General features: G+C 72.0%; 24 protein-coding genes and 1 pseudogene. 8 read left to right on the plus strand and 17 right to left on the minus strand.

Annotation, left to right across the window (positions count from 1 at the left end):
• The first annotated feature begins 105 nt into the window (after positions 1 to 105).
• The 3 genes from ACWEBX_RS06880 (at position 106) to ACWEBX_RS06890 (ending at position 1736) form a co-directional block, all read left to right on the plus strand.
• Positions 106 to 654, plus strand: a complete 549-nt coding sequence (locus tag ACWEBX_RS06880) for a DUF1697 domain-containing protein (RefSeq protein WP_451883845.1) — start codon at positions 106 to 108, stop codon at positions 652 to 654.
• Positions 647 to 1042, plus strand: coding sequence for a nuclear transport factor 2 family protein (locus ACWEBX_RS06885; RefSeq protein WP_451883846.1), 396 nt, complete (start codon positions 647 to 649; stop codon positions 1040 to 1042). The genes ACWEBX_RS06880 and ACWEBX_RS06885 overlap by 8 nt, the downstream gene beginning before the upstream one ends.
• 76 nt (positions 1043 to 1118) lie before the next feature.
• Complete coding sequence (locus ACWEBX_RS06890; RefSeq protein WP_451883847.1) at positions 1119 to 1736, plus strand: mycothiol-dependent nitroreductase Rv2466c family protein; 618 nt, start codon at positions 1119 to 1121, stop codon at positions 1734 to 1736.
• Between the two features lie 52 nt (positions 1737 to 1788).
• On the opposite strand, the gene ACWEBX_RS06895 is transcribed toward ACWEBX_RS06890, so the two are convergent.
• The 15 genes from ACWEBX_RS06895 to ACWEBX_RS06965 form a co-directional block, all read right to left on the minus strand.
• Positions 1789 to 2535, minus strand: coding sequence for a sirohydrochlorin chelatase (locus ACWEBX_RS06895; protein WP_451883848.1), 747 nt, complete (start codon positions 2533 to 2535; stop codon positions 1789 to 1791).
• A gap of 7 nt (positions 2536 to 2542) precedes the next feature.
• Positions 2543 to 3445, minus strand: coding sequence for an ABC transporter permease (locus tag ACWEBX_RS06900; RefSeq protein WP_451883849.1), 903 nt, complete (start codon positions 3443 to 3445; stop codon positions 2543 to 2545).
• The gene (locus ACWEBX_RS06905; protein ID WP_451883850.1) at positions 3432 to 4220 is read right to left on the minus strand and encodes an ABC transporter ATP-binding protein; all 789 of its coding nucleotides are present in this window, start codon (positions 4218 to 4220) and stop codon (positions 3432 to 3434) included. The genes ACWEBX_RS06900 and ACWEBX_RS06905 overlap by 14 nt, the downstream gene beginning before the upstream one ends.
• A 36-nt stretch (positions 4221 to 4256) precedes the next feature.
• The gene (locus tag ACWEBX_RS06910) at positions 4257 to 5378 is read right to left on the minus strand and encodes an aliphatic sulfonate ABC transporter substrate-binding protein (protein ID WP_451883851.1); all 1122 of its coding nucleotides are present in this window, start codon (positions 5376 to 5378) and stop codon (positions 4257 to 4259) included.
• Positions 5379 to 5649: 271 nt separating this feature from the next.
• Positions 5650 to 7005: a sulfate adenylyltransferase subunit 1 gene (locus ACWEBX_RS06915; protein WP_451883852.1), complete on the minus strand. Its 1356-nt coding sequence runs from the start codon at positions 7003 to 7005 to the stop codon at positions 5650 to 5652.
• Between the two features lie 2 nt (positions 7006 to 7007).
• Positions 7008 to 7946, minus strand: coding sequence for a sulfate adenylyltransferase subunit CysD (gene cysD / locus ACWEBX_RS06920; RefSeq protein WP_451883853.1), 939 nt, complete (start codon positions 7944 to 7946; stop codon positions 7008 to 7010).
• Entirely contained in the window at positions 7943 to 8539 is a 597-nt protein-coding gene (cysC, locus tag ACWEBX_RS06925) for an adenylyl-sulfate kinase (protein ID WP_451883854.1), read from the minus strand. The genes cysD and cysC overlap by 4 nt, the downstream gene beginning before the upstream one ends.
• Positions 8536 to 9246, minus strand: coding sequence for a phosphoadenylyl-sulfate reductase (locus ACWEBX_RS06930; protein ID WP_451883855.1), 711 nt, complete (start codon positions 9244 to 9246; stop codon positions 8536 to 8538). Before ACWEBX_RS06930 ends, cysC begins: the two co-directional genes overlap by 4 nt.
• Positions 9243 to 9422: a hypothetical protein gene (locus tag ACWEBX_RS06935; protein WP_451883856.1), complete on the minus strand. Its 180-nt coding sequence runs from the start codon at positions 9420 to 9422 to the stop codon at positions 9243 to 9245. Before ACWEBX_RS06935 ends, ACWEBX_RS06930 begins: the two co-directional genes overlap by 4 nt.
• A complete protein-coding gene (locus tag ACWEBX_RS06940; RefSeq protein WP_451883857.1) occupies positions 9419 to 11113 on the minus strand; it encodes a nitrite/sulfite reductase in 1695 nt (564 codons plus the stop codon). Before ACWEBX_RS06940 ends, ACWEBX_RS06935 begins: the two co-directional genes overlap by 4 nt.
• A 135-nt stretch (positions 11114 to 11248) precedes the next feature.
• A complete protein-coding gene (locus ACWEBX_RS06945; protein WP_309486338.1) occupies positions 11249 to 11332 on the minus strand; it encodes a putative leader peptide in 84 nt (27 codons plus the stop codon).
• 163 nt (positions 11333 to 11495) lie between these two features.
• Positions 11496 to 12068: a GNAT family N-acetyltransferase gene (locus tag ACWEBX_RS06950; RefSeq protein ID WP_451883858.1), complete on the minus strand. Its 573-nt coding sequence runs from the start codon at positions 12066 to 12068 to the stop codon at positions 11496 to 11498.
• A 126-nt stretch (positions 12069 to 12194) separates the two neighbouring features.
• On the minus strand, positions 12195 to 13541 hold the full coding sequence (locus ACWEBX_RS06955; RefSeq protein ID WP_451883859.1) for a hypothetical protein: 1347 nt from the start codon (positions 13539 to 13541) through the stop codon (positions 12195 to 12197).
• A gap of 160 nt (positions 13542 to 13701) precedes the next feature.
• Positions 13702 to 14997 carry a GAF domain-containing protein gene (locus ACWEBX_RS06960; RefSeq protein WP_451883860.1) on the minus strand — a complete coding sequence of 432 codons (1296 nt, stop codon included), beginning with the start codon at positions 14995 to 14997 and terminating at the stop codon, positions 13702 to 13704.
• A 267-nt stretch (positions 14998 to 15264) separates the two neighbouring features.
• Positions 15265 to 16899 carry an acyl-CoA dehydrogenase family protein gene (locus ACWEBX_RS06965; RefSeq protein ID WP_451883861.1) on the minus strand — a complete coding sequence of 545 codons (1635 nt, stop codon included), beginning with the start codon at positions 16897 to 16899 and terminating at the stop codon, positions 15265 to 15267.
• A 17-nt stretch (positions 16900 to 16916) separates the two neighbouring features.
• Between ACWEBX_RS06965 and ACWEBX_RS06970 the strand changes: the two genes are divergently transcribed.
• On the plus strand, positions 16917 to 18095 hold the full coding sequence (locus ACWEBX_RS06970; protein ID WP_451883862.1) for a YihY/virulence factor BrkB family protein: 1179 nt from the start codon (positions 16917 to 16919) through the stop codon (positions 18093 to 18095).
• A 19-nt stretch (positions 18096 to 18114) separates the two neighbouring features.
• Here the strand turns inward: ACWEBX_RS06970 and ACWEBX_RS06975 are convergent, their stop codons facing one another.
• On the minus strand, positions 18115 to 18951 hold the full coding sequence (locus tag ACWEBX_RS06975; RefSeq protein ID WP_451883863.1) for an NmrA family transcriptional regulator: 837 nt from the start codon (positions 18949 to 18951) through the stop codon (positions 18115 to 18117).
• Positions 18952 to 19094: 143 nt separating this feature from the next.
• Here ACWEBX_RS06975 and ACWEBX_RS06980 point away from each other — a divergent pair, with 143 nt between their 5' ends.
• A complete protein-coding gene (locus ACWEBX_RS06980) occupies positions 19095 to 20036 on the plus strand; it encodes a cupin domain-containing protein (RefSeq protein WP_451883904.1) in 942 nt (313 codons plus the stop codon).
• Between the two features lie 10 nt (positions 20037 to 20046).
• Positions 20047 to 20835, plus strand: coding sequence for a helix-turn-helix domain-containing protein (locus ACWEBX_RS06985; RefSeq protein WP_451883864.1), 789 nt, complete (start codon positions 20047 to 20049; stop codon positions 20833 to 20835).
• A gap of 9 nt (positions 20836 to 20844) precedes the next feature.
• Here the strand turns inward: ACWEBX_RS06985 and ACWEBX_RS06990 are convergent, their stop codons facing one another.
• The gene (locus ACWEBX_RS06990) at positions 20845 to 21264 is read right to left on the minus strand and encodes a VOC family protein (RefSeq protein ID WP_451883865.1); all 420 of its coding nucleotides are present in this window, start codon (positions 21262 to 21264) and stop codon (positions 20845 to 20847) included.
• A gap of 82 nt (positions 21265 to 21346) precedes the next feature.
• Between ACWEBX_RS06990 and ACWEBX_RS06995 the strand changes: the two genes are divergently transcribed.
• A complete protein-coding gene (locus tag ACWEBX_RS06995; RefSeq protein ID WP_451883866.1) occupies positions 21347 to 22036 on the plus strand; it encodes a ThuA domain-containing protein in 690 nt (229 codons plus the stop codon).
• 189 nt (positions 22037 to 22225) lie between these two features.
• Positions 22226 to 23797: pseudogene (locus ACWEBX_RS07000) on the plus strand (carboxylesterase/lipase family protein); the annotation flags it as partial.
• Between the last annotated feature and the right edge of the window lie 320 nt (positions 23798 to 24117).

Below are 24117 nucleotides of genomic sequence, written 5' to 3' on the forward strand. Positions count from 1 at the left end.
CCGCTCAGGGACCGGCCCCGCTCCCCGGCGGCCGGCGGACGGCCCCGAGGGGTACGGCCGTCGCGCCCACCCCATGGGGCGCGGCGCCCGGCCTATGGTGTGCGGATGACGACGACGTACGCGGCGCTCTTGCGCGGCATCAACGTGGGCGGCGCGAAGAAGGTGCCGATGGCCGAGCTGCGCACCCTGATGGAAGGGCTCGGGTACGGCGACGTCCGCACCTATCTCCAGAGCGGGAACGCCGCGTTCAGCAGCGACGGCGGGGACGAGGAGTCCCTCGCCGAGGAGCTCTCGGGGGCCATCGAGAAGCACTTCGGCTTCGGCGTCGGCGTACTCGTCCGCGAGCACGCCTATCTGCGGGCGGTCAGGGAGGCCTGCCCGTTCCCGGCCGCCGAGCTGGAGGCCAAGCAGCTCCACGTCACCTACTTCTCGCACCCCGTCGACGCCGAGCGCTTCGCCTCCGTCGAACCCGAGGCCTTCCTCCCCGAGGAGTTCCGCCTCGGCGACCGTGTCCTCTACCTCTACGCGCCCGACGGCCTCGGCCGTTCCAAGCTGGCGGAGGCCCTGGCCAAGCCCAGACTGCTCAAGGGCGTCCTCGCCACCACGCGGAACTGGAACACCGTCGTCAAACTGGAGGAGCTGACCGGTGCTTGAGCGCAATCCCGCCGTCGAGGCCGCCATCGAGGGCGAACTGCGCCTGCTCGACCCGGCGGTCCGCCGCTCGGCCGACCTCGTCGCCGCGCTGCTGCACCCCGACTTCTACGAGTTCGGCGCGTCCGGTCGCATCTGGGACCGCGCCTCGATCGTCGCGCTGCTGGCCGCCGGGACGGAGGACGGCAGCCGCACCACGACCTCACGGGTGAAGGGGGTTCAGCTCGCCTACGACCTGGTCCACCTGACCTTCGACACCGACAACAACGGCCGTCGCGCACACCGGAGTTCGCTGTGGCGGCTGTTCGGGAACGACTGGCTCCTCTACTTCCACCAGGGCACCCCGTTCGGCCCCGGCGAGGCCGGCGCGTTCGTTCCGGGGACGAGCTGATCCCGGGAATTGGCCCAGGATTTCCGTACGGGATTGGGCCGGGATTCCATGCCACCGGGTGACTAGCCTCGACGGTATGACGACCACATCGCCCACCCGGGTCGACTTCTGGTTCGACCCCGCCTGCCCCTTCGCCTGGATCACCTCGCGCTGGATCCTGGAGGTCGAACGGAGCCGCCCGCTCGATCTCCGCTTCCACGCCATGAGCCTGTATCTGCACAACATCGGCAACGAACTGCCCGACTGGTACCGGGACCTGGTGGACAGGTCCATCGGTCCGGTACGCGTGGCGGTGGCCACGGCCGAGCGGCACGGTGAGAAGGTGCTCCGCGATCTCTACACCGCTCTCGGCACCCGCATCCACCAGAGCGGCATGAAGGACTTCGACGCGGTGACCGCAGAGGCGCTCGCCGAGCTCGGACTTCCGGCCACGCTCGCCGACGCCGCCCACGACCCCTCGTACGACGAGGCGGTGCGCCGCAGCCACGACGCCGGTACCGAGGCGGACACCGGTACCTATGTGGGAACCCCCACTCTCCACGTCGACGGAACGGTGTGGTTCGGTCCCGTGCTCCGGGCCGTCCCGCGCGGTGAGAAGGCCGCCGAGCTCTTCGACAGCTTCCGTGTCCTCGCCGCCCACCCCGACTTCTTCGAGCTCAAGCGGACCCGCACCGGAGGACTCTCCTTCGACTGACCCGGCTCCCCCTCCGGACCGGAACCCGGAACCCGGGCCGGAGAAGGAGGGGTCAGGCGCCGACCGCGGCCAGCGACGGCATCCGCGCCTCGTCGTAGCGCTCCAGCAGGACCCGCGCGACCTCCGGCGCGGGACCGAGCACGTCGGCGAGCACGTCCGCCCCGGCGGCGCCCCGGGCGATGCGGTCCGGCAGGAAGCCGGGCGCCAGGACGTACGGCGCGACGGCCACGCGCTCGCAGCCGAGGGCGCGCAGCTCACGGACGGCGTCCTCGGTGCGGGGCAGGGATGCGGAGGCGAACGCGGGCCGCACGGCGCACCAACCGGTGTGCCGCCACTCCCGCGCGATTTCTGCGATCACCGCGATCGCCTCCGGGTCGGTGGATCCCGCCGAGGCCAGGACGACCCCGGTCCGGGACTTGTCGGCCGGCGTCAGCCCGGCCTCGTACAGCCGGCGTTCGAGCGCGGCCGTCAGCAGCGGGGACGGGCCCAGCACCTCCGCCTGCCGGATCCGCAGCCGCGACGGTGCCTGGCGCAGCACCGCCGGGATGTCCGACTTGGCGTGGAAGGCGCGGGTCAGCAGCAGGGGCAGCGCCACCACATCGCGGATCCCCTCGGCCGCCAGGGAGTTCAGCACGCCTTGTACGGAGGGGATGTTGAAGTCGAGGAACGCGGTCTCCACGCGCAGGCCCGGGCGCTGGGCGCGCACCCTTCGCACCAGGGCGTGCACCGTCGCGGCGTGCCGCGGATCGCGGCTGCCGTGGGCGATGACGACGAGGACGGGACGCTCGGGCCTGCTCATGACGGGGTCAGCCCTTCACCAGGAGTCCGCGGCTGCGCAGCACCCACCGCTCCACCGGGCTGAAGACGATCAGGTCGATGGCGATGCCGACGAACAGGATGAGGAAGATGGCGAGGAAGACCATCGGCATGGAGCTGGCGTTGCGGCCGTTCTCCAGCAGTTGGCCGAGGCCCACGCCGAGGTCGGGGGAGGAGGCGATGATCTCCGCGGCCATCAGGGAGCGCCAGGAGAACGCCCAGCCCTGCTTCAGACCGGCCAGATAGCCCGGCAGCGCGGCCGGCATCACGATGTGCCAGGTCCCGCGCAGACCCGTCGCGCCCATCGTGCGGCCCGCCCGCAGGAACAGCGGCGGCACCTGGTCCACGCCCGACACCAGGCCGTTGGCGATCGAGGGGACCGCGCCGAGCAGGATCACCGCGTACATCATCGAGTTGTTGAGCCCCAGCCAGATCACGGCCGGCGGCACCCAGGCCACCGACGGCAGGGACTGCAGGCCCGACAGGATCGGCCCGATCGCCGCGCGCACGAACTTCACGCGGGCCACGATCAGGCCCAGCGGCGTCCCGATCACCAGGGCGAACAGGAAGCCGAGCAGACCGCGCGAGACGCTGGTCCAGATGTAGTCGAGCAGCGTGCCCTGGAGCCAGGCGTTCTGGACCTCGCTCCAGACGTCGGACGGCGAGGGGAGCTTGGTCGGGTCGTCGACGATCTTGAAGGTGATCAGTGCCTGCCAGGCCGCCAGAACGATCACGAACGCGACCAGCGGCGGCAGCACCTTCTCCCGGAACGTCGTGCCGAAGGAGCGGCCGCCGGCGACGGAGGACTCCAGCGCGTCGAGGCCCGCCTCCAGCCCGCCCAGGCCGTCGCCGTCCTTGACGGCCGCGTCGGACTTCGTCTCAGTGCTGGCCATGACGGCGGATCTCCCCACGCAGTTCTTCGGTGATCTCGATGGACAGTTCCGCCACGGGCGCGTCCTCGATGCGGCGCGGCTGCGGGATGTCCACCGTCCATTCGCGGGCGACGCGCCCGGGACGGGAGGACAGCAGGACCACGCGCTGGGCGAGCCGCACGGCCTCGCGGACGTTGTGCGTCACGAAGAGGACGGACAGTCCCGTCTCCCGCCAGATCCGCGTGAGTTCGTCGTGCAGCACGTCGCGGGTGATGGCGTCCAGCGCCGCGAACGGCTCGTCCATCAGCAGGATCTGGCTGTCCTGGGCGAGCGCCCGGGCGAGCGCCACGCGCTGGCGCATACCGCCGGACAGCTCGTGCACCCGCTTGCCGTACGCGCCCTTCAGCCGGACGAGTCCGAGCAGTTCCTCGGTCCGCTCGCGCCGCTCGGCCTTCGGAACTCCCCGCAGTTTCAGGGCGAGTTCGATGTTCTTGCCCGCGGTCAGCCACGGGAAGAGGGCGTGCTCCTGGAACATCAGAGCCGGACGCCCGTTGGTCGTGATGGTGCCGGCCGAGGGCTTGTCCAGCCCCGCGACCAGGTTCAGCAGTGTGGACTTGCCGCACCCCGAGGCCCCCAGGAGGGTGACGAACTCACCCGGCGCGACATCGAGGGTGATGTCGTCGAGGACGAGCTGGGGACCCGCGGGTCCGGCGAAGGACTTCGAGACGTGCTCGATGCGGGCGGCGTACTCCGTCGTGTCGGCGCCGTGGGCGGCCTTGGCGAGCGTCGTTGCCATGGTCGTCACCTCCTGGGAACTCATCGGGATCCGGACTTACTTGACGCCGAGACCGGCGTCGTCGACCTTGCTCTCGCCCGCGGCGGCGAGGACCTTGTTCAGGAGCGTCAGGTCATAGATGCCGGTCAGGTTCGGCTTGTCCAGGAGCCCGGCCTTGACGGCGTGGTCCGCCTCGGCGTTGAGCGTGGAGGCCAGCGGGTCGTTGGTGATCTGGATGGACTTCCAGGCCGGGTCGAGGACGTTCGCCGGCAGCGCCTTGCCCGAGTCGGCCTCGAGCTGCTTGTTCGCCGAGGCCTTCGCCTCGTCCGGGTTGGCGTTGATCCACTTGTTGGTCTCGACGGAGCCCTTCAGGACCGCCTCGACGACCTTCGGGTGCTCCTTGAGGAACTTCTGCGACACGATGATGTTCGTGATCACGAACTTCTTGTCGGGCCACAGGTCCGACTCGTCGAGCAGCACCTTGCCGCCCTCGGCGACCAGCTTGGACGCGGTCGGCTCCGGCACCCAGGCGCCGTCGATGGAACCGGACTTGTAGGCGTCCGGGGTGATCTTGTTGTCGGTGCGGACGACCGACACATCACCCTTGCCGCTCTGGGCGTCGACCTTCCAGCCCTGCTCCGCGGCCCAGTTGAGGAACGCGACGTCCTGCGTGTTGCCGAGCTGCGGCGTCGCGATCTTCTTGCCCTTGACGTCCTTCAGGGACTTGATCTTCTTGGGGTTCACCACGAGCTTGACGCCGCCCGAGGCCGAACCGCCGATGATCCTGAGGCTCTTGCCCTCGGACTTGGTGAAGCCGTTGATGGACGGCGACGGGCCGATCCAGCCGATGTCGATGGAGCCCGAGTTGAGCGCCTCGATCTCGGAGGGCCCGGCGTTGAAGATCTGGTACTTCGCCTGGGTGGCGCCGAGCTCCTTCTGGAAGATGCCCTTCTGGTTGCCGACCAGCGCGGTGGCGTGCGTCAGGTTGCCGAAGTAGCCGATCTTCACGGAGTCGAGTCCGTCGATCTTCTTCGAACCGGCGGCGACCTTGGCCGCGGCGTTGTCGTCCTTCGCGTCGGAGCCGTAGCTGCAGGCGGCGATGGCGAGGAGGGGCAGAGCGGTGACGAGGGCTATACCGCGGCCGAGCAGCTTGGTGCGCGTGGAGCGGATGGCAGACACGGGAGGTGTTCCTCTCGGTGGCCCGGCGGTCACGCCTTTCTCAGGTCGTGGCCGGGAGGTCGGCAGGTCTTCGTCGTAACCGGGATGGGGGCACCACCCTGTTCGAGCGAAGTCGAGAACTTGGGGGACGGTGGGGGGACGGGGCGCGCAGGCAGTGCGCGTACGTCATCGCGCACATCGCGCCACTCCGCCCTGCCCGCTGCCGAGGGCGCCGCTGCCGACGCGGCCGCCCTCCTTCGCGAACGTGGAGTAGATGTCGATGGGATTCATGTCAGAAGTCCCAGCCGTCGTCGTCGGACTCGTCCTTGACCGGCTGCGGCGCGGCGAAGGACTCGCCGACCATGCCCGCGGTCAGCGTCGTGCCGTCGGCCGGGTCGATCAGGATGAACGCGCCGGTGCGCCGGGAGTCGGCGTACGCATCGAGCGGGAGCGGCTCCGCGGTGCGGATCTTGACGCGGCCGATGTCGTTGGCGACCAGCCGGCCCGGGTGCGGGTGCAGCGAGAGGTCGTCCAGGGTCAGGCGGGAGGGGATGTCCTTGACGATCGCCTTGACCGTGCGGGTGCCGTGCTTGAGGAGCACGCGGTGGCCGACGGCCAGCGGTTCGTCGGCGACGTGGCAGACGGTCGCCTCGACGTCCTGGGTGGTCGCGGGCGCGTCCTTGCTCGGCACGAGCAGATCGCCGCGCGAGACGTCGACGTCGTCGGCCAGCAGGACGGTCACCGACTGGGTCGTCCACGCCGCGTCGACCGGCTTGCCGAGCAGGTCGATGCCGGAGATCGTCGTCGTCCGTCCCGAGGGCAGGACGGTCACCTGCTCGCCGACGCGGAAGGTTCCGGCGGCGATCTGGCCCGCGTAGCCGCGGTAGTCGGGGTGCTCGGCGGTCTGCGGACGGATCACGTACTGCACGGGCAGCCGCGCGTGGCAGTGCGCCAGGTCGTGACTGACCGGCACCGTCTCCAGGTGTTCGAGGACGGTCGGGCCGCCGTACCAGTCCATGTTCGCGGACGGTTCCACCACGTTGTCGCCGGCGAGCGCGGAGATCGGGATCGCGGTGATCTCGGGGACGCCCAGTTCGGAGGCGTACGCCGTGAACTCCTCGGCGATCGCGGCGAACACGGACTCCTCGTAGCCGACGAGGTCCATCTTGTTGACGGCGAGCACCACGTGCGGAACGCGCAGCAACGCGGCGACGGCGGCGTGCCGGCGGGTCTGCTCGATGACGCCGTTGCGGGCGTCGACGAGCACGACGGCGAGGTCGGCGGTGGAGGCGCCGGTGACCATGTTCCGGGTGTACTGCACATGGCCGGGGGTGTCGGCGAGGATGAAACGGCGGCGCGCGGTGGCGAAGTAGCGGTAGGCGACGTCGATGGTGATGCCCTGCTCGCGCTCGGCCCGCAGGCCGTCGGTGAGCAGCGCGAGGTCGGGGGTGTCCTGTCCGCGGTTGCGGGAGGCGTGCTCGACGGCCTCCAGCTGGTCGGTGAGGATCGACTTCGAGTCGTGCAGCAGCCGTCCGACGAGGGTGGACTTGCCGTCGTCGACGGAGCCCGCGGTCGCGAAGCGCAGCAGGGTGGTCGCCGAGAGCTGTTCGACCGACAGGGGCTCGGTGGGTTCGGTGGTGCTGGTCATGTCTAGAAGTACCCCTCGCGCTTGCGGTCTTCCATCGCGGCCTCGGACATCTTGTCGTCGGCGCGGGTCGCGCCGCGCTCGGTGAGCCGGGACGCGGCGATCTCGTTGATGACGGCGTCCAGCGTCGTCGCGTCGGAGTCGACGGCGCCGGTGCAGGACATGTCACCCACCGTGCGGTAGCGGACGAGCCGCTTCTCGACCGTCTCGCCGTCCTTGGGGCCGCCCCACTCGCCGGCGGTCAGCCACATGTTCGACCGCTGGAAGACCTCGCGTTCGTGGGCGAAGTAGATCTCGGGCAGTTCGATGCCCTCGCGGGCGATGTACTGCCACACGTCGAGCTCGGTCCAGTTGGAGAGCGGGAACACGCGGACGTGCTCGCCGGGCGCGTGGCGGCCGTTGTAGAGGTTCCACAGCTCCGGGCGCTGGCGGCGCGGGTCCCACTGCGAGAACTCGTCGCGCAGCGAGAACACCCGCTCCTTGGCGCGGGCCTTCTCCTCGTCACGCCGTCCGCCGCCGAACACGGCGTCGAAGCGCTCCGACTGGATCTTCTCCGTCAGCGGCAGGGTCTGCAGCGGGTTGCGGGTGCCGTCCGGGCGCTCGCGCAGCACACCGCGGTCGATGTAGTCCTGCACCGAGGCCACGTGCAGCCGCAGGCCATGGCGTGCCACGGCCCGGTCGCGGTAGTCCAGGACCTCGGGGAAGTTGTGCCCGGTGTCCACGTGCAGCAGCGTGAAGGGGACCGCCGCCGGGGCGAACGCCTTCAGCGCCAGATGCAGCATGACGATGGAGTCCTTGCCGCCGGAGAAGAGGATCACCGGCCGCTCGAACTCACCCGCCACCTCACGGAAGATGTGGACGGCCTCCGACTCCAGGGCGTCCAGGTGCGACAGCGCGTACGGGCTGCTCTCGGTCTCCTCGGAGACGCTGGCGACGGTCGTCATGCGAGACCCTTCTCGGTGAGCAGCGCGTGCAGCGCGGCGGCGGACTCCTGCACGGTCTGGGTGTGCGACTCGATGCGCAGATCGGGCGACTCGGGCGCCTCGTAGGGGTCGTCGACCCCGGTGAGCCCCGTCAGTTCCCCCGCGGCCTGCTTGGCGTAGAGGCCCTTCACATCGCGTACGGAGCACACCTCGACCGGGGTCGCCACGTGCACCTCCAGGTACGCCGTCCCGTTCTCCTTGTGACGCCCGCGCACCGCCTCGCGGCTGTCGGCGTAGGGCGCGATGACCGGGACGAGCGCTGTCACGCCGTTGCGGGCGAGCAGTTCGGCGAGGAAGCCGATGCGCTGCACGTTGGTGTGCCGGTCCTCGCGGCTGAAGCCGAGGCCCGCCGAGATGAACTCACGGATCTCGTCGCCGTCGAGCACCTCGACGCGGTGGCCCTCCTCGCGCAGCCGGCCGGCCAGCTCGTAGGCGATGGTGGTCTTGCCGGCACTCGGCAGACCCGTGAGCCAGACGGTGGCTCCGCTCGTCACTTCCCGCTCCTGAGAAATCGTGGGACCCGCGCCGGGCGCGGTGTTCGTCGTGGTCGTCATCCGTGCAGTCCGCACTCGGTCTTCGCGCGGCCCGCCCAGCGGCCGGCGCGCGCGTCCTCGCCCTCCAGCACCCGGCGGGTGCACGGGGCGCAGCCGACGGAGGCGTAACCGTCCATCAGCAACGGGTTGGTCAGGACGCCGTGTTCGGCGACGTACGCGTCCACGTCGTCCTGCGTCCAGCGGGCGATCGGCGAGACCTTCACCTTGCGGCGCTTCTCGTCCCAGCCGACGACCGGGGTGTTCGCCCGGGTCGGGGACTCGTCACGGCGCAGCCCGGTCGCCCAGGCCCGGTAGTCGGTCAGGCCCTCCTCCAGCGGCTGGACCTTGCGGAGCGCGCAGCACAGGTCCGGGTCGCGGTCGTGCAGCCTCGGCCCGTACTCGGCGTCCTGCTCGGCGACACTTCGACGCGGGGTCAGCGTGATGACACGGACGTCCATCACCGCCTCGACCGCGTCCCGCGTGCCGATCGTCTCCGGGAAGTGATAGCCCGTGTCGAGGAACACCACGTCCACACCCGGCCGGGCACGCGAGGCGAGATGAGCGACCACCGCGTCCTCCATCGAGGAGGTCACACAGAACGTCCCGCCGAAGGTGTCCGCGGCCCAGCGCAGGATCTCCAGGGCGGACGCGTCCTCCAGGTCGCGTCCGGCCTGCTCGGCCAGGGTCCTCAAGTCGTCGTCCGTGCGCTCTTGCTGAGTGACCGTCATGACTCCACCCCTCCACGCTCTTCCCGCTGAACGCCCCGGGACAGCAGTCCCAGGAACTTGAGCTGGAAGGCTCGGTTGCACGCCGCGCATTCCCACGCGCCGTGGCCCTGTTCGCTGGGTCGCAGGTCCTCGTCTCCGCAGTAGGGGCAGTAGAAAGGTGCCGCGCGCTCGCTCACGACAGCGCCTCCTCGGAGGCACGCGCGGCCCAGGTGGCGAAGCGCTCGTCGTCCTCGCGCTCCGCCTGGAAACGCTTGAGGACACGCTCGATGTAGTCGGGCAGTTCGTCCGAGGTGACCTTCAGGCCGCGGACCTTGCGGCCGAACCCGGCCTCGAGGCCGAGCGCGCCGCCCAGGTGCACCTGGAATCCCTCGACCTGCGCACCGTTCTCGTCCAGGACCAACTGGCCCTTGAGACCGATGTCCGCGACCTGGATGCGGGCGCAGGCGTTGGGGCAGCCGTTGATGTTGATGGTGATGGGTTCTTCGAACTCGGGGATGCGGCGCTCGAGTTCGTCGATCAGGGAAGCACCGCGCGCCTTGGTCTCGACGATGGCGAGCTTGCAGAACTCGATGCCGGTGCAGGCCATCGTGCCGCGCCGGAACGGCGAGGGCTTCACGGTCAGGTCGAGCGCCTCCAGGCCCTCGACGAGCGAGTCGATACGCGTCTCGTCCACGTCGAGCACGATCATCTTCTGCTCGACGGTGGTGCGCAGCCGGCCGGAGCCGTGTGCCTCGGCGAGCTCGGCGATCTTCGTCAGGGTGGCGCCGTCGATGCGGCCGACGCGCGGGGCGAAGCCGACGTAGTAGAGGCCGTCCTGCTGCCGGTGCACTCCGACGTGGTCGCGCCAGCGGGCGACCGGCTGGTCGGGGGCGGGGCCGTCGACCAGCTTGCGCTGCAGGTACTCGTCCTCCAGGACCTGGCGGAACTTCTCGACGCCCCAGTCGGCGACCAGGAACTTCAGGCGGGCACGGTTGCGCAGCCGCCGGTAGCCGTAGTCCCGGAAGATCGAGATGACGCCTTCGTAGACGTCCGCGACCTCGTCGAGCGGGACCCAGGCGTCGAGGCGCTGGCCGATCTTCGGGTTGGTGGAGAGACCGCCGCCGACCCACAGGTCGAAGCCGGGGCCGTGCTCCGGGTGGTTCACGCCGACGAAGGCGATGTCGTTGATCTCGTGCGCCACGTCGAGCAGCGGCGAGCCGGAGATCGCGGACTTGAACTTGCGCGGCAGGTTGGAGAAGTCCTTGTTGCCGATGATCCGGCGCTGGATCTCCTCGACGGCCGGGGTGCCGTCGATGATCTCGTCCTCGGCGATACCGGCGACGGGCGAGCCGAGGATGACGCGGGGCGTGTCACCGCAGGCCTCGGTCGTGGACAGGCCAACGGCCTCCAGGCGGTTCCAGATCTCCGGAACGTCCTCGATGCGGATCCAGTGGTACTGCACGTTCTGGCGGTCGGTGAGATCGGCCGTGCCGCGCGCGAACTCCTGCGAGATCTCGCCGATGACACGGAGCTGTTCGGTGGTCAGCCGGCCGCCGTCGATCCGCACGCGCAGCATGAAGAACTCGTCGTCCAGCTCCTCCGGCTCCAGGATCGCGGTCTTGCCGCCGTCGATCCCGGGCTTGCGCTGGGTGTAGAGACCCCACCAGCGCATCCGGCCGCGCAGGTCGTTGGGGTCGATCGAGTCGAATCCCCGCTTCGAGTAGATCGTCTCAATGCGTGTCCGCACATTGAGACCGTCGTCGTCCTTCTTGAACTGCTCGTTGCCGTTGAGCGGGGTGAAGTGACCTACGGCCCACTGGCCCTCACCGCGGTGACGGCTCACCTTGCGGCGGGGCGCGACGGTTGGTTCCTGCGGGGTGGCGGCCATGGTTGTTTCGTCCTTCGAGACTGCGGGGCAGGTTTGATCTGCGGCTCTGACCTGCGCATACGGGTGCATACGGAAGAATGGGCGCAGCACTGCGCAAGGGTCGCAAAAAGAGGGGGGTCGGCGTTGCTGGGCTGATCAGCTCGCCGGACAGATGGCGCTGGACATGCGGCCGAGGTCGACGTGCCGCCGACTCACCAAGGCAATTCCAGTTCCAGACATGACGGAAGCGTGTCACGGGGATCTCCGGGCAGTCCACCGTCATCCAAAATGTGGACACCCTTGTCCCGAATTCCGAGACAAGGGTGTTGGCGATCACATGACCGGCCCTCCGTCGGCGGCGCGAGGAGGGGCCAGAGCCGTGGTCACCACGGCACAAAGCGGGTCAGACGGGGTACGCGCCGGGCCACGGACCCGGTGTGACGGCCCCCGCCTCCTGTTCGACCTTGGTGTCGAAGAGCCGGAAGCCGCGGCGCAGGTAGTTGTCCATCGCGTGCTCGCCGTCCTTGCTGCACGTGTGCAGCCAGACGCGCTTCGTCCCGGCCAGCCCGGGCCAGCGGTCGGCCAGGTCCCAGGCGCGCGCGGCCCCGTACGAGAGGAGGTGGCCCCCGATCCGGCGGCCGCGGAACGCGGGGACGAGCCCGAAGTAGACGATCTCCACGACCCCGTCGTCCTGGGCCTCCAGCTCGACGTAGCCCGCCGGGGTCCCCCGGTCGTAGGCGACCCAGGTCTCCGTGCCCGGCCTGTCGAGGACCTCCTGCCACCGCGCGTACGTCCACGCGAGCCGGTCCGTCCAGAGGATGTCCCCGCCCACCGAGGCGTACAGGAAGCGGCTGAACTCGGGCGAGGGGACCTCGGCGCGGACGATCCGCAGATCCCCGTCCGGCGCGCTCGAGGGGAGCAGGTCGGCCGGGGCCGTCTGCTCCAGGGACCAGGTGGTCACGCTGATGTCGCTCATGTCCGCCAGGGAATCACGGAGGCGGCCGCCCTTCCAAAGGGGTCCACGAACCGGCTCGCGGGGCGGGGGCGCGCCGAGACGGCCGGGACCGGCCCGCGTCCGGGCGGCCCCTCCCGGGCGGCCCCGCTAGTCGAGCGAGCCGTCCACCGACGACAGCGGCACCGCGTACAGCACCCTTTGGTCCGCCGCGTCGGACAGGCTCCACAGCTCGCCGGTCCGCTGCCAGTAGGAGAGCGACCCGGTACCGAGGCCCCAGCAGGCGTGCGACTGGTCCGCGGTGCACGTGGCCGCGTCGGCGCCGTCTCCGCTCTGGCGCCACAGGGACGTGTGTCCGGTGCTGCTGTCGGACGGCCGCCCGATGTACCACTGGGCCTCGTGGGCGCCCCGGGACCGGTGCGCGAGGGCGCCGGAGATCCCGGAGCCCTTGGTCGTCCAGGCCTCGGCCGCGTTGACATGCCCCTGGGCGTCGGCGAGCAGTCCGGTGCGGTAGGCGGCGGTGCTGAACGCGTACCGCCAGACGCGGGTGCGCTCCGGGCGGTCGCTCGCGGCCTCCGTCGCGACCAGGCTGTCGGGAGTGGTCGTACGGTCCAGGGAGAGCGAGCCGATACAGGGGACCGCGTGGTCGCGGCCGCGCGTGCACGAGCCGCCCTCCAGGTCGTACGAGCCGATCGCGGGGAGGACGTAGCGGTAGCCGGCGGCCGAGTAGCCGTGGCCCGTCCGGCCCACGGCGCCGCTGTCCGCGTCGGCGCGCAGCAGCCGGTGCAGGTCGAAGACGAGCAGACCGTCGCCGTGGTCCGCGGTGACGATCAGTTTGTCCTGATACCAGACCATGCCGCCCAGGCCGGTGCGGACCGCCGTGAAGTCCTTGCCGCCGGCCCGCGGGGCGACCAGCAGGACCCAGCGGTAGCGGAGGGCGTCCGGGTCCGTCGCGTCGACGACGGCGATCCGGGCGAGTCCCTCGTCCCGGTCCGGTGCGGCCGCGCGGCCGTCGCGGTGGGTCCAGCCGGCCAGGATCACCTGATGGGTGCCCCACGCGCCGTCGTCGTCGGCGTCACCGGACGTGGTCACGGAACGCGGCCGCCAGCCCGGGTTCCGCGCGTCGGCGTCGTCCCAGCAGTACGCGCGGGTGGCCGTCGGCTCCACGGGGAGCGCGGCCCGCTCGTCGGCCGTGCAGTCGCCGGTGTTGCGCATCGAGTGGTCGGCGTCGCGCAGGACTCCGTCGACACCCACGTTGCCGCCCATGGTGCCGCTGAGCGTGTCGAGTGATTCCCGGGAGGTGAGGTTCTCGTGGAGGCGGAGCTGCGTGGCGGAGCCGGTGCGCAGTGCGGTGAGGCCGCCCGGACTGTTGGCGCCGGTGGCCTGCGAGGTGCTGATCAGGGTGGCGGCCGCGGTGAGCGCGAGCGCGGTTCCGGCAAGGGTGGCGCGCAGCGCCTGTCCCCTTCTTCGACGACGGTGCCTGCCGCGCTGCTTCATGCGTCCTCCCGGATAGGCCAACTGCCTCCCCCGCCGAGGGCGTTGACGGAGAGACGCGTGGGGTGGCCTGTGGAGTGGATGCTACGGCAGTGACCCCCGGGCCAGGACAAAGACCGCGGAAGACGCCCCCGAAATACGCTCGGTTCACCCCTGTTCGTCCTCATGACGGCGCCGGTTCGGCCGTCGCGCGCGCTCCGAGCACCGCGGGCGCGGTCGAGTGCGGCAGCAGGTCCCGGGGGTCGTCCGGCAGCAGGACCTCGACCTCCACCTCCTCCCGGAAGCGGTACGGGCGGTGGTCGAGGAGCCCGATGAGCCGGCGGCGTACGCGGGACAGTTCGGCGCGGACCGTGACCGTGCGGGTGGGATCACCGAAGAGGTCGACCGCGAGCTGGGCGGCGCTGCGTCCCTGCCGGTGCACGGCGAGGACGTAGAGGAGTTCCGCGTGGCGCGGGCTCAGATCCTGGGCCCAACTGCCCGCCGTGCCCGCGACGGTGATGTGCGGGCGGCGGGGTTCGCCGAGGTCGAGGACCACCCGCCCGGCGCTCCCGAGGTCGCCGGCACCGGTGACGCGCAACAGCCAGCCGCCGGGCATGGGCTCGGCGACACACGTTCCGAGGGAGGGCAGCCAGACGTGGCCCGCGCCGAAGGAGTCGGGCAGCGGGACCCGGTCCACGGGCGGCATGCCGGTGACGGCGGCGAGCCAGCCGTGGGTGTCGACCACGAGCGCGGGACCGTCGAGCCGGCACAGCAGGGGCGCGGCCACCGCGCGCAGCCGCTCGATGGCGGTCAGATGCGCGGTGCGCAGTTCGCTTTCGGCCAGTCTGGACACGGTGTCGACCAGGGCCAGGGTGGCGGGATGAAAGGTGCTGTCCGGGCCGCTCACGTCGATGATCCCGAGGAGCCGTCCGTCGCGCGGGTCGTGGACGGGCGCGGCGGCGCACGTCCAGTCGTGCAGGGTGCGCACGAAGTGCTCGGCCGAGTGCACCTGGACGGGGGCGTCCGCCGACAGGGCGGTTCCGATGGCGTTGGTGCCGGTGGTGTCCTCGCTCCAGGCGGCGCCTTCCTCCAGGCAGATGGTGTCGGCCCGGCGCAGCACGCTCGTGTTCCCCTCGCGCCACAGCACCCGGCCCTCGGGGTCGGTGACCACCATGATCTGCAGGGAGGCGTCGGCGACCGTCCCGAGGCCGCCGTGCAGGGTCGGCATCACAGCGGCGAGCGCGGTGGATGTCCGCCGGTGTTCGAGTTCTTCGGGATGCAGCAGGATGCTGTCCGTTCCCTGTTCGGGATTGACGCCGAAACGTTTCGCTCTTTGCCAGGACCGGCCGATCACCGGACGCGGGGCGAACGTGCCCCGCTCGCCCTTGACCGACGCCGCCCAGGTCTGCTGGAGGTGCCCCGCCGTTTCGGACGCGTCGGACGGTGCGAAACGGGTTGGGTTGAACGATGTGGTCTTCACAGAGCACTCCCGAAACCAGGACCTCGTACGGGCCGCGACACCGCCGTCATCCCACATCGTGCCTGCTCTCGGCCGGGTTTGCGGGGCCTTCGCACAAGGTGCACAAAGGAATGCAACGGTCTGCAACTCTCGCCAACGGTCACAAGGTTCCTCGAAACTGACAGCGATGCCGCCCGTGCGGTGTCCGAGCTCCTGAACGGGGCGAGCGGCGGGGGTGGTGCCGTGTCGGCGCAGCACCACCCCCGCGTCAGCGCCTCCCCGCCTCCCTCAGGCCACCGGCCGGGCCCGCTCCACCACCGTGGCCAGATCCAGACTGTGCGGCAGCGTCCCGAACCCCGTGCCCCAGTCGCCGCCCAGGCGCGAGGCGCAGAACAGGTCGGCGACCTCCGGGGGCGCGTACCGGACGAGCAGCGAACCCTGGAGCACCAGTGCGATGCGCTCGACCAGCCGGCGGGCACGGGCCTCGATGCCGTCCAGGTCGGCGAGTTCGGTCAGCAGGTCCTTGATGGCCCCGTCGAGCCGGTGGTCGGCGCCGCGGGCCCGGCCCACCTCCCGCAGATACGCGTCCAGGGCGCCCGGCTCCCGCCGCAGAGCGCGCAGGACGTCCAGCGCCTGCACATTGCCGGCGCCCTCCCAGATGGAGTTGAGAGGAGACTCCCGCAACAGTCGCGGCATGCCCGACTCCTCGACGTAGCCGTTGCCGCCCAGGCACTCCAGCGCCTCCACCGCGACCGGCGTACACCGCTTGGTCACCCAGTACTTGGCGGCGGGCACCGCGAGCCGCAGGAACGCCCGCTCCTGCTCGCTCCCGTCGTCGTACGCCGCCGCGAGCCGCATCGCCAGCGTCGTCGCCGCCTCCGACTCCAGCGCCATGTCGGCGAGGACGTTGCGCATCAGCGGCTTGTCGACGAGCCGGCCGCCGAACGCCTCGCGGTAGGTGCAGTGATGGATCGCCTGCGCGACCGCCTGCCGCATCAGCGCGGCCGAACCGAGCACACAGTCCAGCCGGGTCGCCGCGACCATCCCGATGATGGTGCGCACCCCGCGCCCCTCGTCGCCCACCCGGCGCGCCCACGTCCCGTCGAACTCGACCTCGCCCGACGCGTTGGACCGGTTGCCGAGCTTGTCCTTGAGCCGCTGGATGCGGAAGACGTTGCGGGTGCCGTCCTCCAGGACACGCGGCACCAGGAAACAGGTCAGCCCGCCCGGAGCCTGTGCCAGCACGAGGAAGCCGTCCGACATCGGCGCCGAGCAGAACCACTTGTGCCCGGTCAGCGCGTACGTCCCGTCCTCGGCGAGCGGCAGCGCCTCCGTGGTGTTGGCGCGGACGTCGCTGCCGCCCTGCTTCTCCGTCATGCCCATACCGAAGAGCACGCCGGCCTTCCGGGACGCGGGACGCAGCTCCCGGTCGTACACCGTGGACGTCAGCCGCGGCACCCACTCCGCGGCGAGCGCCGGATCCGCGCGCAGCGCCGGCACCGCCGCGTGGGTCATCGACAGCGGGCAGCCGTTGCCCGCCTCGGCCTGCGTCCAGACCACGAAGCCCGCCGCGCGCCTGACGTGTCCGCCGGGCCGGGTCCACGCCGACGTCAGCCCCGCCGACACCCCCTTGCCGAGGAGGCGGTGCCAGGACGGGTGGAAGTCGACCTCGTCGATCCGGTTGCCGTAGCGGTCGTGGCTGCGCAGCTTCGGCGGGTTCTCGTTGGCCAGCGCACCCCACTCCTGGACCTGGGCGGAACCTGTCGTCCGGCCGAGCGCCGACAACTCCTCGCGCGCCTCCTCGAGGAGCTCCGGATCGAGATGCCGGCCGACCGCCTCGCCGAGGGCCCGGTCGGCGGCGAATACGTCATATCCGACCAGGGGCGGAGCCTGGTTGGTCACGGTGTGGGTGCTGGCTGCCATACCGCTACCGTAAGGACGTGCACCAGGCAAAAGAAACAAGCGAACGGCCTCGCTCGGGCCGCTTCCACCGCGCTCGCGCGCTCTACCGGAACGTCTCCAAGCGCAGGACCGCCTGGCTGCTGCTCAAGGACACCGTCAACTCGTGCATGGAGTACCGGATCCTCGGACTGGCGGCCGAGGCCGCCTTCTTCACGCTGCTGTCCGTGCCCCCGCTGCTGCTCAGCATGATCGGGCTGCTCGGATACGTGGACGCGTGGACCGGCGCCGACACCATCGCCAGCCTGGAGTCCAACATCCTGGACGCCTCCCGCACGGTGCTGACCCAGAAGGGCGTCCACCAGATCGCCGAGCCGATCCTGCACGACGTGATGAAGGGCGGCCGGCCCGACATCATCTCCCTCGGCTTTCTGTTCGCCCTGTGGTCGGGCTCGCGCGCGGTGAACGTCTTCGTCGACACCATCACCGTGATGTACGGACTCGACGGCACCCGGGGCATCGTGAAGACCCGGATGATGTCCTTCCTGCTGTTCATCGTGGCCCTGCTGATCGGCTCCGTGGCGCTCCCGCTGATGGTGGCGGGCCCGGACGCCGTGGTGAACGTCGTGCCGTGGTCGACGACCGTCGTCCAGATCCTGTACTGGCCGGTCGTCATCGTCCTGTCGGTCGCCTTCCTGACGACCCTCTACCACGTGTCCGTCCCCGTCCGCTCGCCCTGGGTCGAGGACGTGCCGGGCGCCCTGGTCGCCCTCGCCATGTGGGTCCTCGGCAGCTTCCTGCTGCGCATCTACCTGACCAACACCATCGAGGGCCCCACCATCTACGGCTCGCTCGCCGCCCCGGTGGCCGTCCTGCTGTGGATCGGCGTCGCCGCCTTCGCCGTCCTCGTCGGCGCGGCCGTCAACGCCGCCATCGACCGGGTCTGGCCGGCCGCCGCCACCGCCGCGGCCCGTGCCGCCAACGAACGGCTGCGCGAGGTCCAGGCCGCCGAGTACGTCGCCCGCGTCGCCGCGCACCGCTCGTACGACGCCGATCCCGACGACCCCGACATGCCCTCCGAGTTCCCGGAACGCTGGTCGCGCTTCCTGCCCCCGGAGGACGTGACGTCCCGCCTGCGCACCCACGCCAAGAACACCCACCACACGCACCACACCCACCACGCCCCGAAGAACGGCGAGGAGCACTCGTCGGGGGAGTGAGCCCGGGCGGTCCGTCTCGTCAGGCGGCCTTCCACACCCCCGCCCCCGCGGCCTCCCGCGCGAAGTCCGTGAAGTCCCGCGGCGCACGGCCGAGGATGTTCCGGACGCCGTCCGAGAGGTGGGCGTTACGGCCGTCGAGGAGGCTCTCGAAGAGGTCGACGAGGAATCTGGCCTCCTCGGCCGGCATCCCGAATCCGGCCAGCGTGTCGCCGTACCGCCGCGCCGTCACCGGTGTGTACGCCAGCTCCTCGCCCGTGGCCCGCGCGATCTCCGCGACCGCCTCCCGGAAGGTCAGCAGCCGGGGCCCGGTGATCGCGAGCTCCCGCCCGGTGTACTTCCCGCCGCCGGTCAGCGCGGCCACCACCACGTCCGCGATGTCCCGGACGTCGATGAACGGCTCCCGCACCTCACCCGCCGGGAAGACCAGCTCCCCCTGACGCAGCCCCTCGACCAGCGGGCCCTCGCTGAAGTTCTGCGAGAACCACGACGCTCGTACGATCGTCCAGTCCGCGCCGGACGTCCTGAGCGCCTCCTCGGTCGGCCCGGCCCGGTCCTCGCCCCGCGACGACAGGAGCACCAGCCGCCGCGCGCCGAGCTCCACCGCCTCCCGGGCCAGGGCGCCGACCGCCTTCGTCGCGGCCGGCGAGCCGACGTCCGTGGGGTGCGCCAGATAGGCCGCGTCGGCGCCGCGCAGCGCCCCGGCCCATGTCGAGGCGTCCTCCCAGTCGAAGCCCGTGCCGCGCGAGGCGGCCCGGACCGTCAGGCCCGCCGCCCGCGCGGCTCGCGCGACCCGGCTCCCGGTCCGCCCCGTGGCCCCGGTCACCAGCACTGTCATGTCCCGCGTGTTCTCTGTCATGCGACCCAGTCAACTGCCGCCCCCGGCGCGGAACCATCGGCGAACGGCTCATTCCCATAAGCGGTCGTCCACGGTCGTCCACGGCTGCCGGAGCCGCCGTCTACGCTGGCCGCATGGACGCTCCGCCACGTTCGGATCTGCTCATGCGGGGGGACCCGCTCGCCGGCCTGCTGGAGGGTCCGCGCGCGCGGGGCGCCTTCATGATCCGCGCGTGCTTCGACCCGCCGTGGTGCGTACGCGTCGAGGACCGCGCCCCCCTGTCGATCATGCTGGTCGTCCGCGGCGACGCCTGGGTCGTACCGGACGAGGGCGAGGGACTGCGGCTGCGGGCCGGTGACCTCGCCATCGCGCGCGGCCCCGACCCGTACCGCTGCGCCGACGAGCCCGCCACCCCGCCGCAGGCCGTGATCCTGCCGGGCGGCGAGTGCTCCTACCCGGACGGCCGCTCGCTGAAGGGCCACTGGGACCTCGGCGTCCGGAGCTGGGGCGACCGGCTCGACGGCTCCACGGTGCTGCTGATCGGGACGTACATGATGCGGGGCGAGGTCAACCGCCGGCTGCTCGACGCCCTGCCGCCGCTGCTCGCGCTCCCCTCCGACGTGTGGGAATGCCCGCTGACCCCGATCCTCGCCGCGGAGATGGTGCGCGACGAGCCCGGCCAGGAGGTCGTCCTCGACCGGCTCCTCGACCTGCTGATGATCACCGCCCTGCGGGCCTGGTTCTCCCGGCCCGAGGCCGCCGCGCCCGCCTGGTACCAGGCCCTCGCGGACCCGGTCGTGGGCCGCGCGCTCCGGCTCCTCCAGGACGACCCCGCCCGGCCCTGGACGGTCGCCGCGCTCGCCGCCGAGACCGGTGTCTCGCGCGCCGCACTGGCCAGACGCTTCGGCGAACTCGTCGGGGAACCCCCGATGACGTACCTGACCGGCTGGCGCCTCGCCTCCGCCGCCGACCGGCTCCGCGAGAGCGACGACACCCTGGAGACGATCGCCCGCCACGTCGGCTACGGCAGCGCCTTCGCGCTCTCCAGCGCCTTCAAGCGGGTCTACGGCGTCAGCCCGCAGGAGCACCGGGCCCGCCCGGCGTAGCGTGGCCGTCATGTACGCGGAACGGGCGTCCCGGCTGCCGGGAGCGGTGCTCTGGAGCCGCGTCCTGTCCGGCCCCGTGACCGACGGCGGGGCCGAGGCGCCCGCGCGCCTGACGCCGGGCACGCGGGCGCCCGCCGCCCGGCGCGATCCCGAGCCCGCCCGGGACCGTTCCGGGACCGCCCGGGACGCCGTGCTTCCCGATGGATGCATGGATCTCCTGTGGAGCGAGGGGCGGCTGCTCGTCGCCGGTCCCGACACGCGGCCCCACACCCCGGAGGCAGCGCCCGGCGGCTGGGCGGGCGTCCGCTTCTACCCCGGCACGGCACCCGCCTACCTGGGCGTACCCGCCAGCGAACTCCGGGACCGGCGCGTGGAGTTGACCGACCTGTGGCCCGCGGCCGAGGTGCGCCGCTTCACCGCGCGGATCGACACGGCCGCCGACCCCGTGGAGGCGCTCGAAGAGGTCGCGCTGCTCCGGGCGGCCGAGGCCGGGCCCCCCGACCCGCTCCTCCGCCACGTGGTGGCCGCCCTGGAGGCGGGGCGCCCGGTCGCCGAGACGGCCGACCGACTGGGCCTCGGAGCACGGCAGTTGCACCGCCGCTCGCTCGCCGCCTTCGGGTACGGACCCAAGACCCTGGCCCGGGTCCTGCGCCTGCAGCGGGCGCTCGCCCTCGCCCGCGACGGTGTGCCCTTCACGGAGACCGCGCTGCGCGCCGGGTTCGCCGACCAGGCCCATCTGGCGCGAGACGTAAGGGAGTTGGCGGGAGTGACCCTCGGCGAGCTGGTCGGTCACCGGTGACGGGCCCGCCTACTGCGCGGGCGCCGCTGCCGGGCCTTCCGGCAGCGGGGCGAACAGGTCGACGCCGTTGCCGTCCGGGTCGTGCACGACGGCGTACCGCATGCCCCAGAAGGCGTCCCACGGCTTGAGCTCGCCGTGGTGGCCCGCGCCGACGAGCCCCTCGTACACGGAGTCGACCTCGGCGGGGCTGTCGCAGCGGAAGGCGAGCGACACCCTGCCGCCGCCGCTCGGGGGCCGCCAGCCGGCGTGGAACGACCGGATGGTGTCCTCGGTGTCCAGCGCGAGGCGCAGTCCGCCGGGCAGCCCGGCCTCGACATGCGGCTCGTTCTCCGCACCGTCGGGGAAGACGAGCCCGAGCCTGCCGTAGAAGGCGATGGAGGCGGCCATGTCGGAGACGGCCAGCCCGATAACATCGAATCGTGGAGTCATACGGCCACCGTAGGCGGGCCCCCGGCGGCCGGTCTTGAACGAAACGGACACCGCGCCGCGAGCACGCGCTTAGGCTCCCGGCATGGTCTTCCGCGTTCTCGTCTACACCCGTACGACCGGCTACCGGCACGACTCGATCCCGGCCGCCGTCGAAGCGGTGCGCGTACTCGGCCGCGCGCACGGTTTCGAGGCCGACGCCACCGAGGACCCCGCCGTCTTCGAGGCCCCCCTCGACCCGTACGCGGCCGTCGTCTTCCTGTCGACGAGCGGCGAGGTGCTGACGCCTAAGGGCCGCGACCGGCTGGCGGCCCACGTCCGGGGCGGTGCCGGCTTCGTCGGGGTGCACGCCGCCGCCTGCACCGAGTACGACTGGCCCCACTACGGCGAGCTGCTCGGCGCCCGCTTCGACCGGCACCCGGCCCTCCAGCCGGGCAGGGTCCTCGTCGAGGACCGCGGGCATCCCGCGACCCGGCTGCTGCCGCCGGTCTGGGAGTTCACGGACGAATGGTACGACTTCCGGACCAACCCGCGCGAGGCGGAGCGTGTGCGGGTGCTGGCCTCCGCCGACGAAGCCTCCTACGAGGGCGGGGGAATGGGTGCCGATCACCCGCTGGTGTGGTGCCGGGAACAGGGCGCCGGCCGGGTGTTCTACACCGCGCTCGGCCATGCCGTGGAGGCGTACGAGGATCCGGACTTCCTCGGGCACCTGCTCGGCGGCATCCTCTGGGCGGCACGGCAGCCCGCCGCGGCGGCCGCGGACCAGGGGGCCTGACCCGGCGCCGGACCCGGCTGGGGCCCGGCAGCCCCGCTCGGAGCGGGCCGGCCGGCCCGCTCCGTACCGCGAGGTCGGCCGGACAGGGGCCTCCGCAGGAATACCGGGACGCGATGTGGTGCTCTGATCACTACAGCGCGGTGGTGCTCCGACTCTCTACGGCGCGCGACGGTGAGGAGCTGGTCCAGCATGGCGGTGGACTCGGTGGATCCGGTGGCGGAGACGAGGGACCCCGTGGTCTCCACCCCTTACGGAGCCGTGCGCGGCCGGTACGAGAGCGGGATCGCGGTCTTCCGGGGCATCCCCTACGCCGCCCCGCCCTTCGGCGCCCGCCGCTTCCGCCCGCCCGAGCCGCCCGAGCCCTGGGACGGCGTCCGGGACGCCGGCGCGTTCGGACCGACGCCGCCGAAGCCTCCGTACTCCGAGGCCTTCGCCCGCCTCCTCGCCGACCCCGTCGTGCCCGGCGACGACTGCCTCAATCTCAACGTGTGGACCCCGGCGCCGGACCCCGCCGCCCGCCTCCCCGTCATGGTGTGGATCCACGGCGGAGCACTGACCCGCGGCTCCTCGGCCGTGCCCGTGTACGACGGGCACGCCTTCGCCCGCGACGGCGTGGTCCTCGTGTCCGTCAACTACCGCCTGGGCGTGGAAGGTTACGGCCTCTTCCCGGACGCGCCCGCCAACCCCGGGCTGCGCGACCAGCTCGCCGCGCTGGAGTGGGTGCGGGAGTCCGTCGCCCGGTTCGGCGGAGATCCCGGCCGCGTGACCGTCTTCGGCGAATCCGCCGGCGCGATCAGCATCGGCGCGCTGCTCGCGAGCCCGCGCGCCCGGGGCCTGTTCCACCGCGCGGTCCTGCAGAGCGGGCCGCCCGAGGCGAGCGACCGCGACAAGGTGCGCCGCATGGTGCGCAGGATGGCCACCCGGCTGAAGATCCCCGCGACGGCGGAGGCGTTCGCCGCCGTCGACCGCGATCTGCTCCTGCGCACCCAGGCCGACGTGGGCAGGCTCAGCAGCCCGGTGCTCGGCGGTCCCGCCTTCGGCATCGTCGTGGACGGCGACCTCGTGCCGCGCGACCCGATGGAGGCCCTCGTCGAGGGCGCCGCGGCGGATGTCGGACTGCTGCTCGGCTGGACCCGGGACGAGTACCGGCTGTGGCTCGTGCCGGGCGGGCTCCTGGAGCGGGTCGACCGGCTCGGCCCGGTCGCCCTGGCCGGTGCGATGGCCCGCTGCCACTGCGGCCACGAGGTGCCGCGCGGCTACCGCGCCCTGCACCCGGAGGCGGGCACCGCCGATCTCGTCGGCCAGATGATCACCGACCATCTCCTGCGGGTCCCGCTGCACCGCCTCGCGGACGCGCGGAGCGGCACGCCCACCGCCTCCCTCGACGCGGACATCCCCGCGGAGGGCAGGGCCCCGGCCCACGTCTACGAGTTCGCCTGGCCGTCCAACGTGCCCGGCCTCGGTGCCTGTCACGCCCTGGAGTTGGGCTTCGTCTTCGACACGGTCGGCACCCCGGAGTCGGCGAAGCTCGCGGGCGAGGGCGCTCCGCAGGAACTGGCGGAGGCCATGCACGGGGCGTGGGTGCGGTTCGCGGTCGACGGCGACCCGGGGTGGGCCGCCTGGGACGCCTCGCACCCGGTCCGGGTCTTCGGCGTTGGTGACCCGCACACCGCGCACGGCCCGCGTGACCGCGAACTCGCCCTGTGGGAGGCCGAGTCGGCCAGGGCCGCGGCCAAGCCCGACGCCGGCCCCACGGGCAGGCGCCCCGAGAGGGCCACGGTCTGGACGGTCGGCCGCTCCACGGTCATCGCCGCCGGCGGGCCCACGGCCGGGCCCCCCGCCGAACCCGCCGACGGACCTGCCGCCGACCCCGCCGACGACCGGGCGGGTGAACACCCGGACCGGCCCGCGGACCGGTCGGCAGACGCGTCCGCCGACCGGCCTCCGACACAGCTCGCGGACCGGCCCGCGAGCCGGTCCCCCGACCAGCCCGCGGGCCCGCCCGCGGAGAACCCGCCGGGACCGGCGGAGAACCCGCCCACGCCGGTCCCTCCGGTCGACCTGTTCGCGCGCGTCGCGAC

Source organism: Streptomyces sp. NPDC005070, assembly GCF_053600395.1.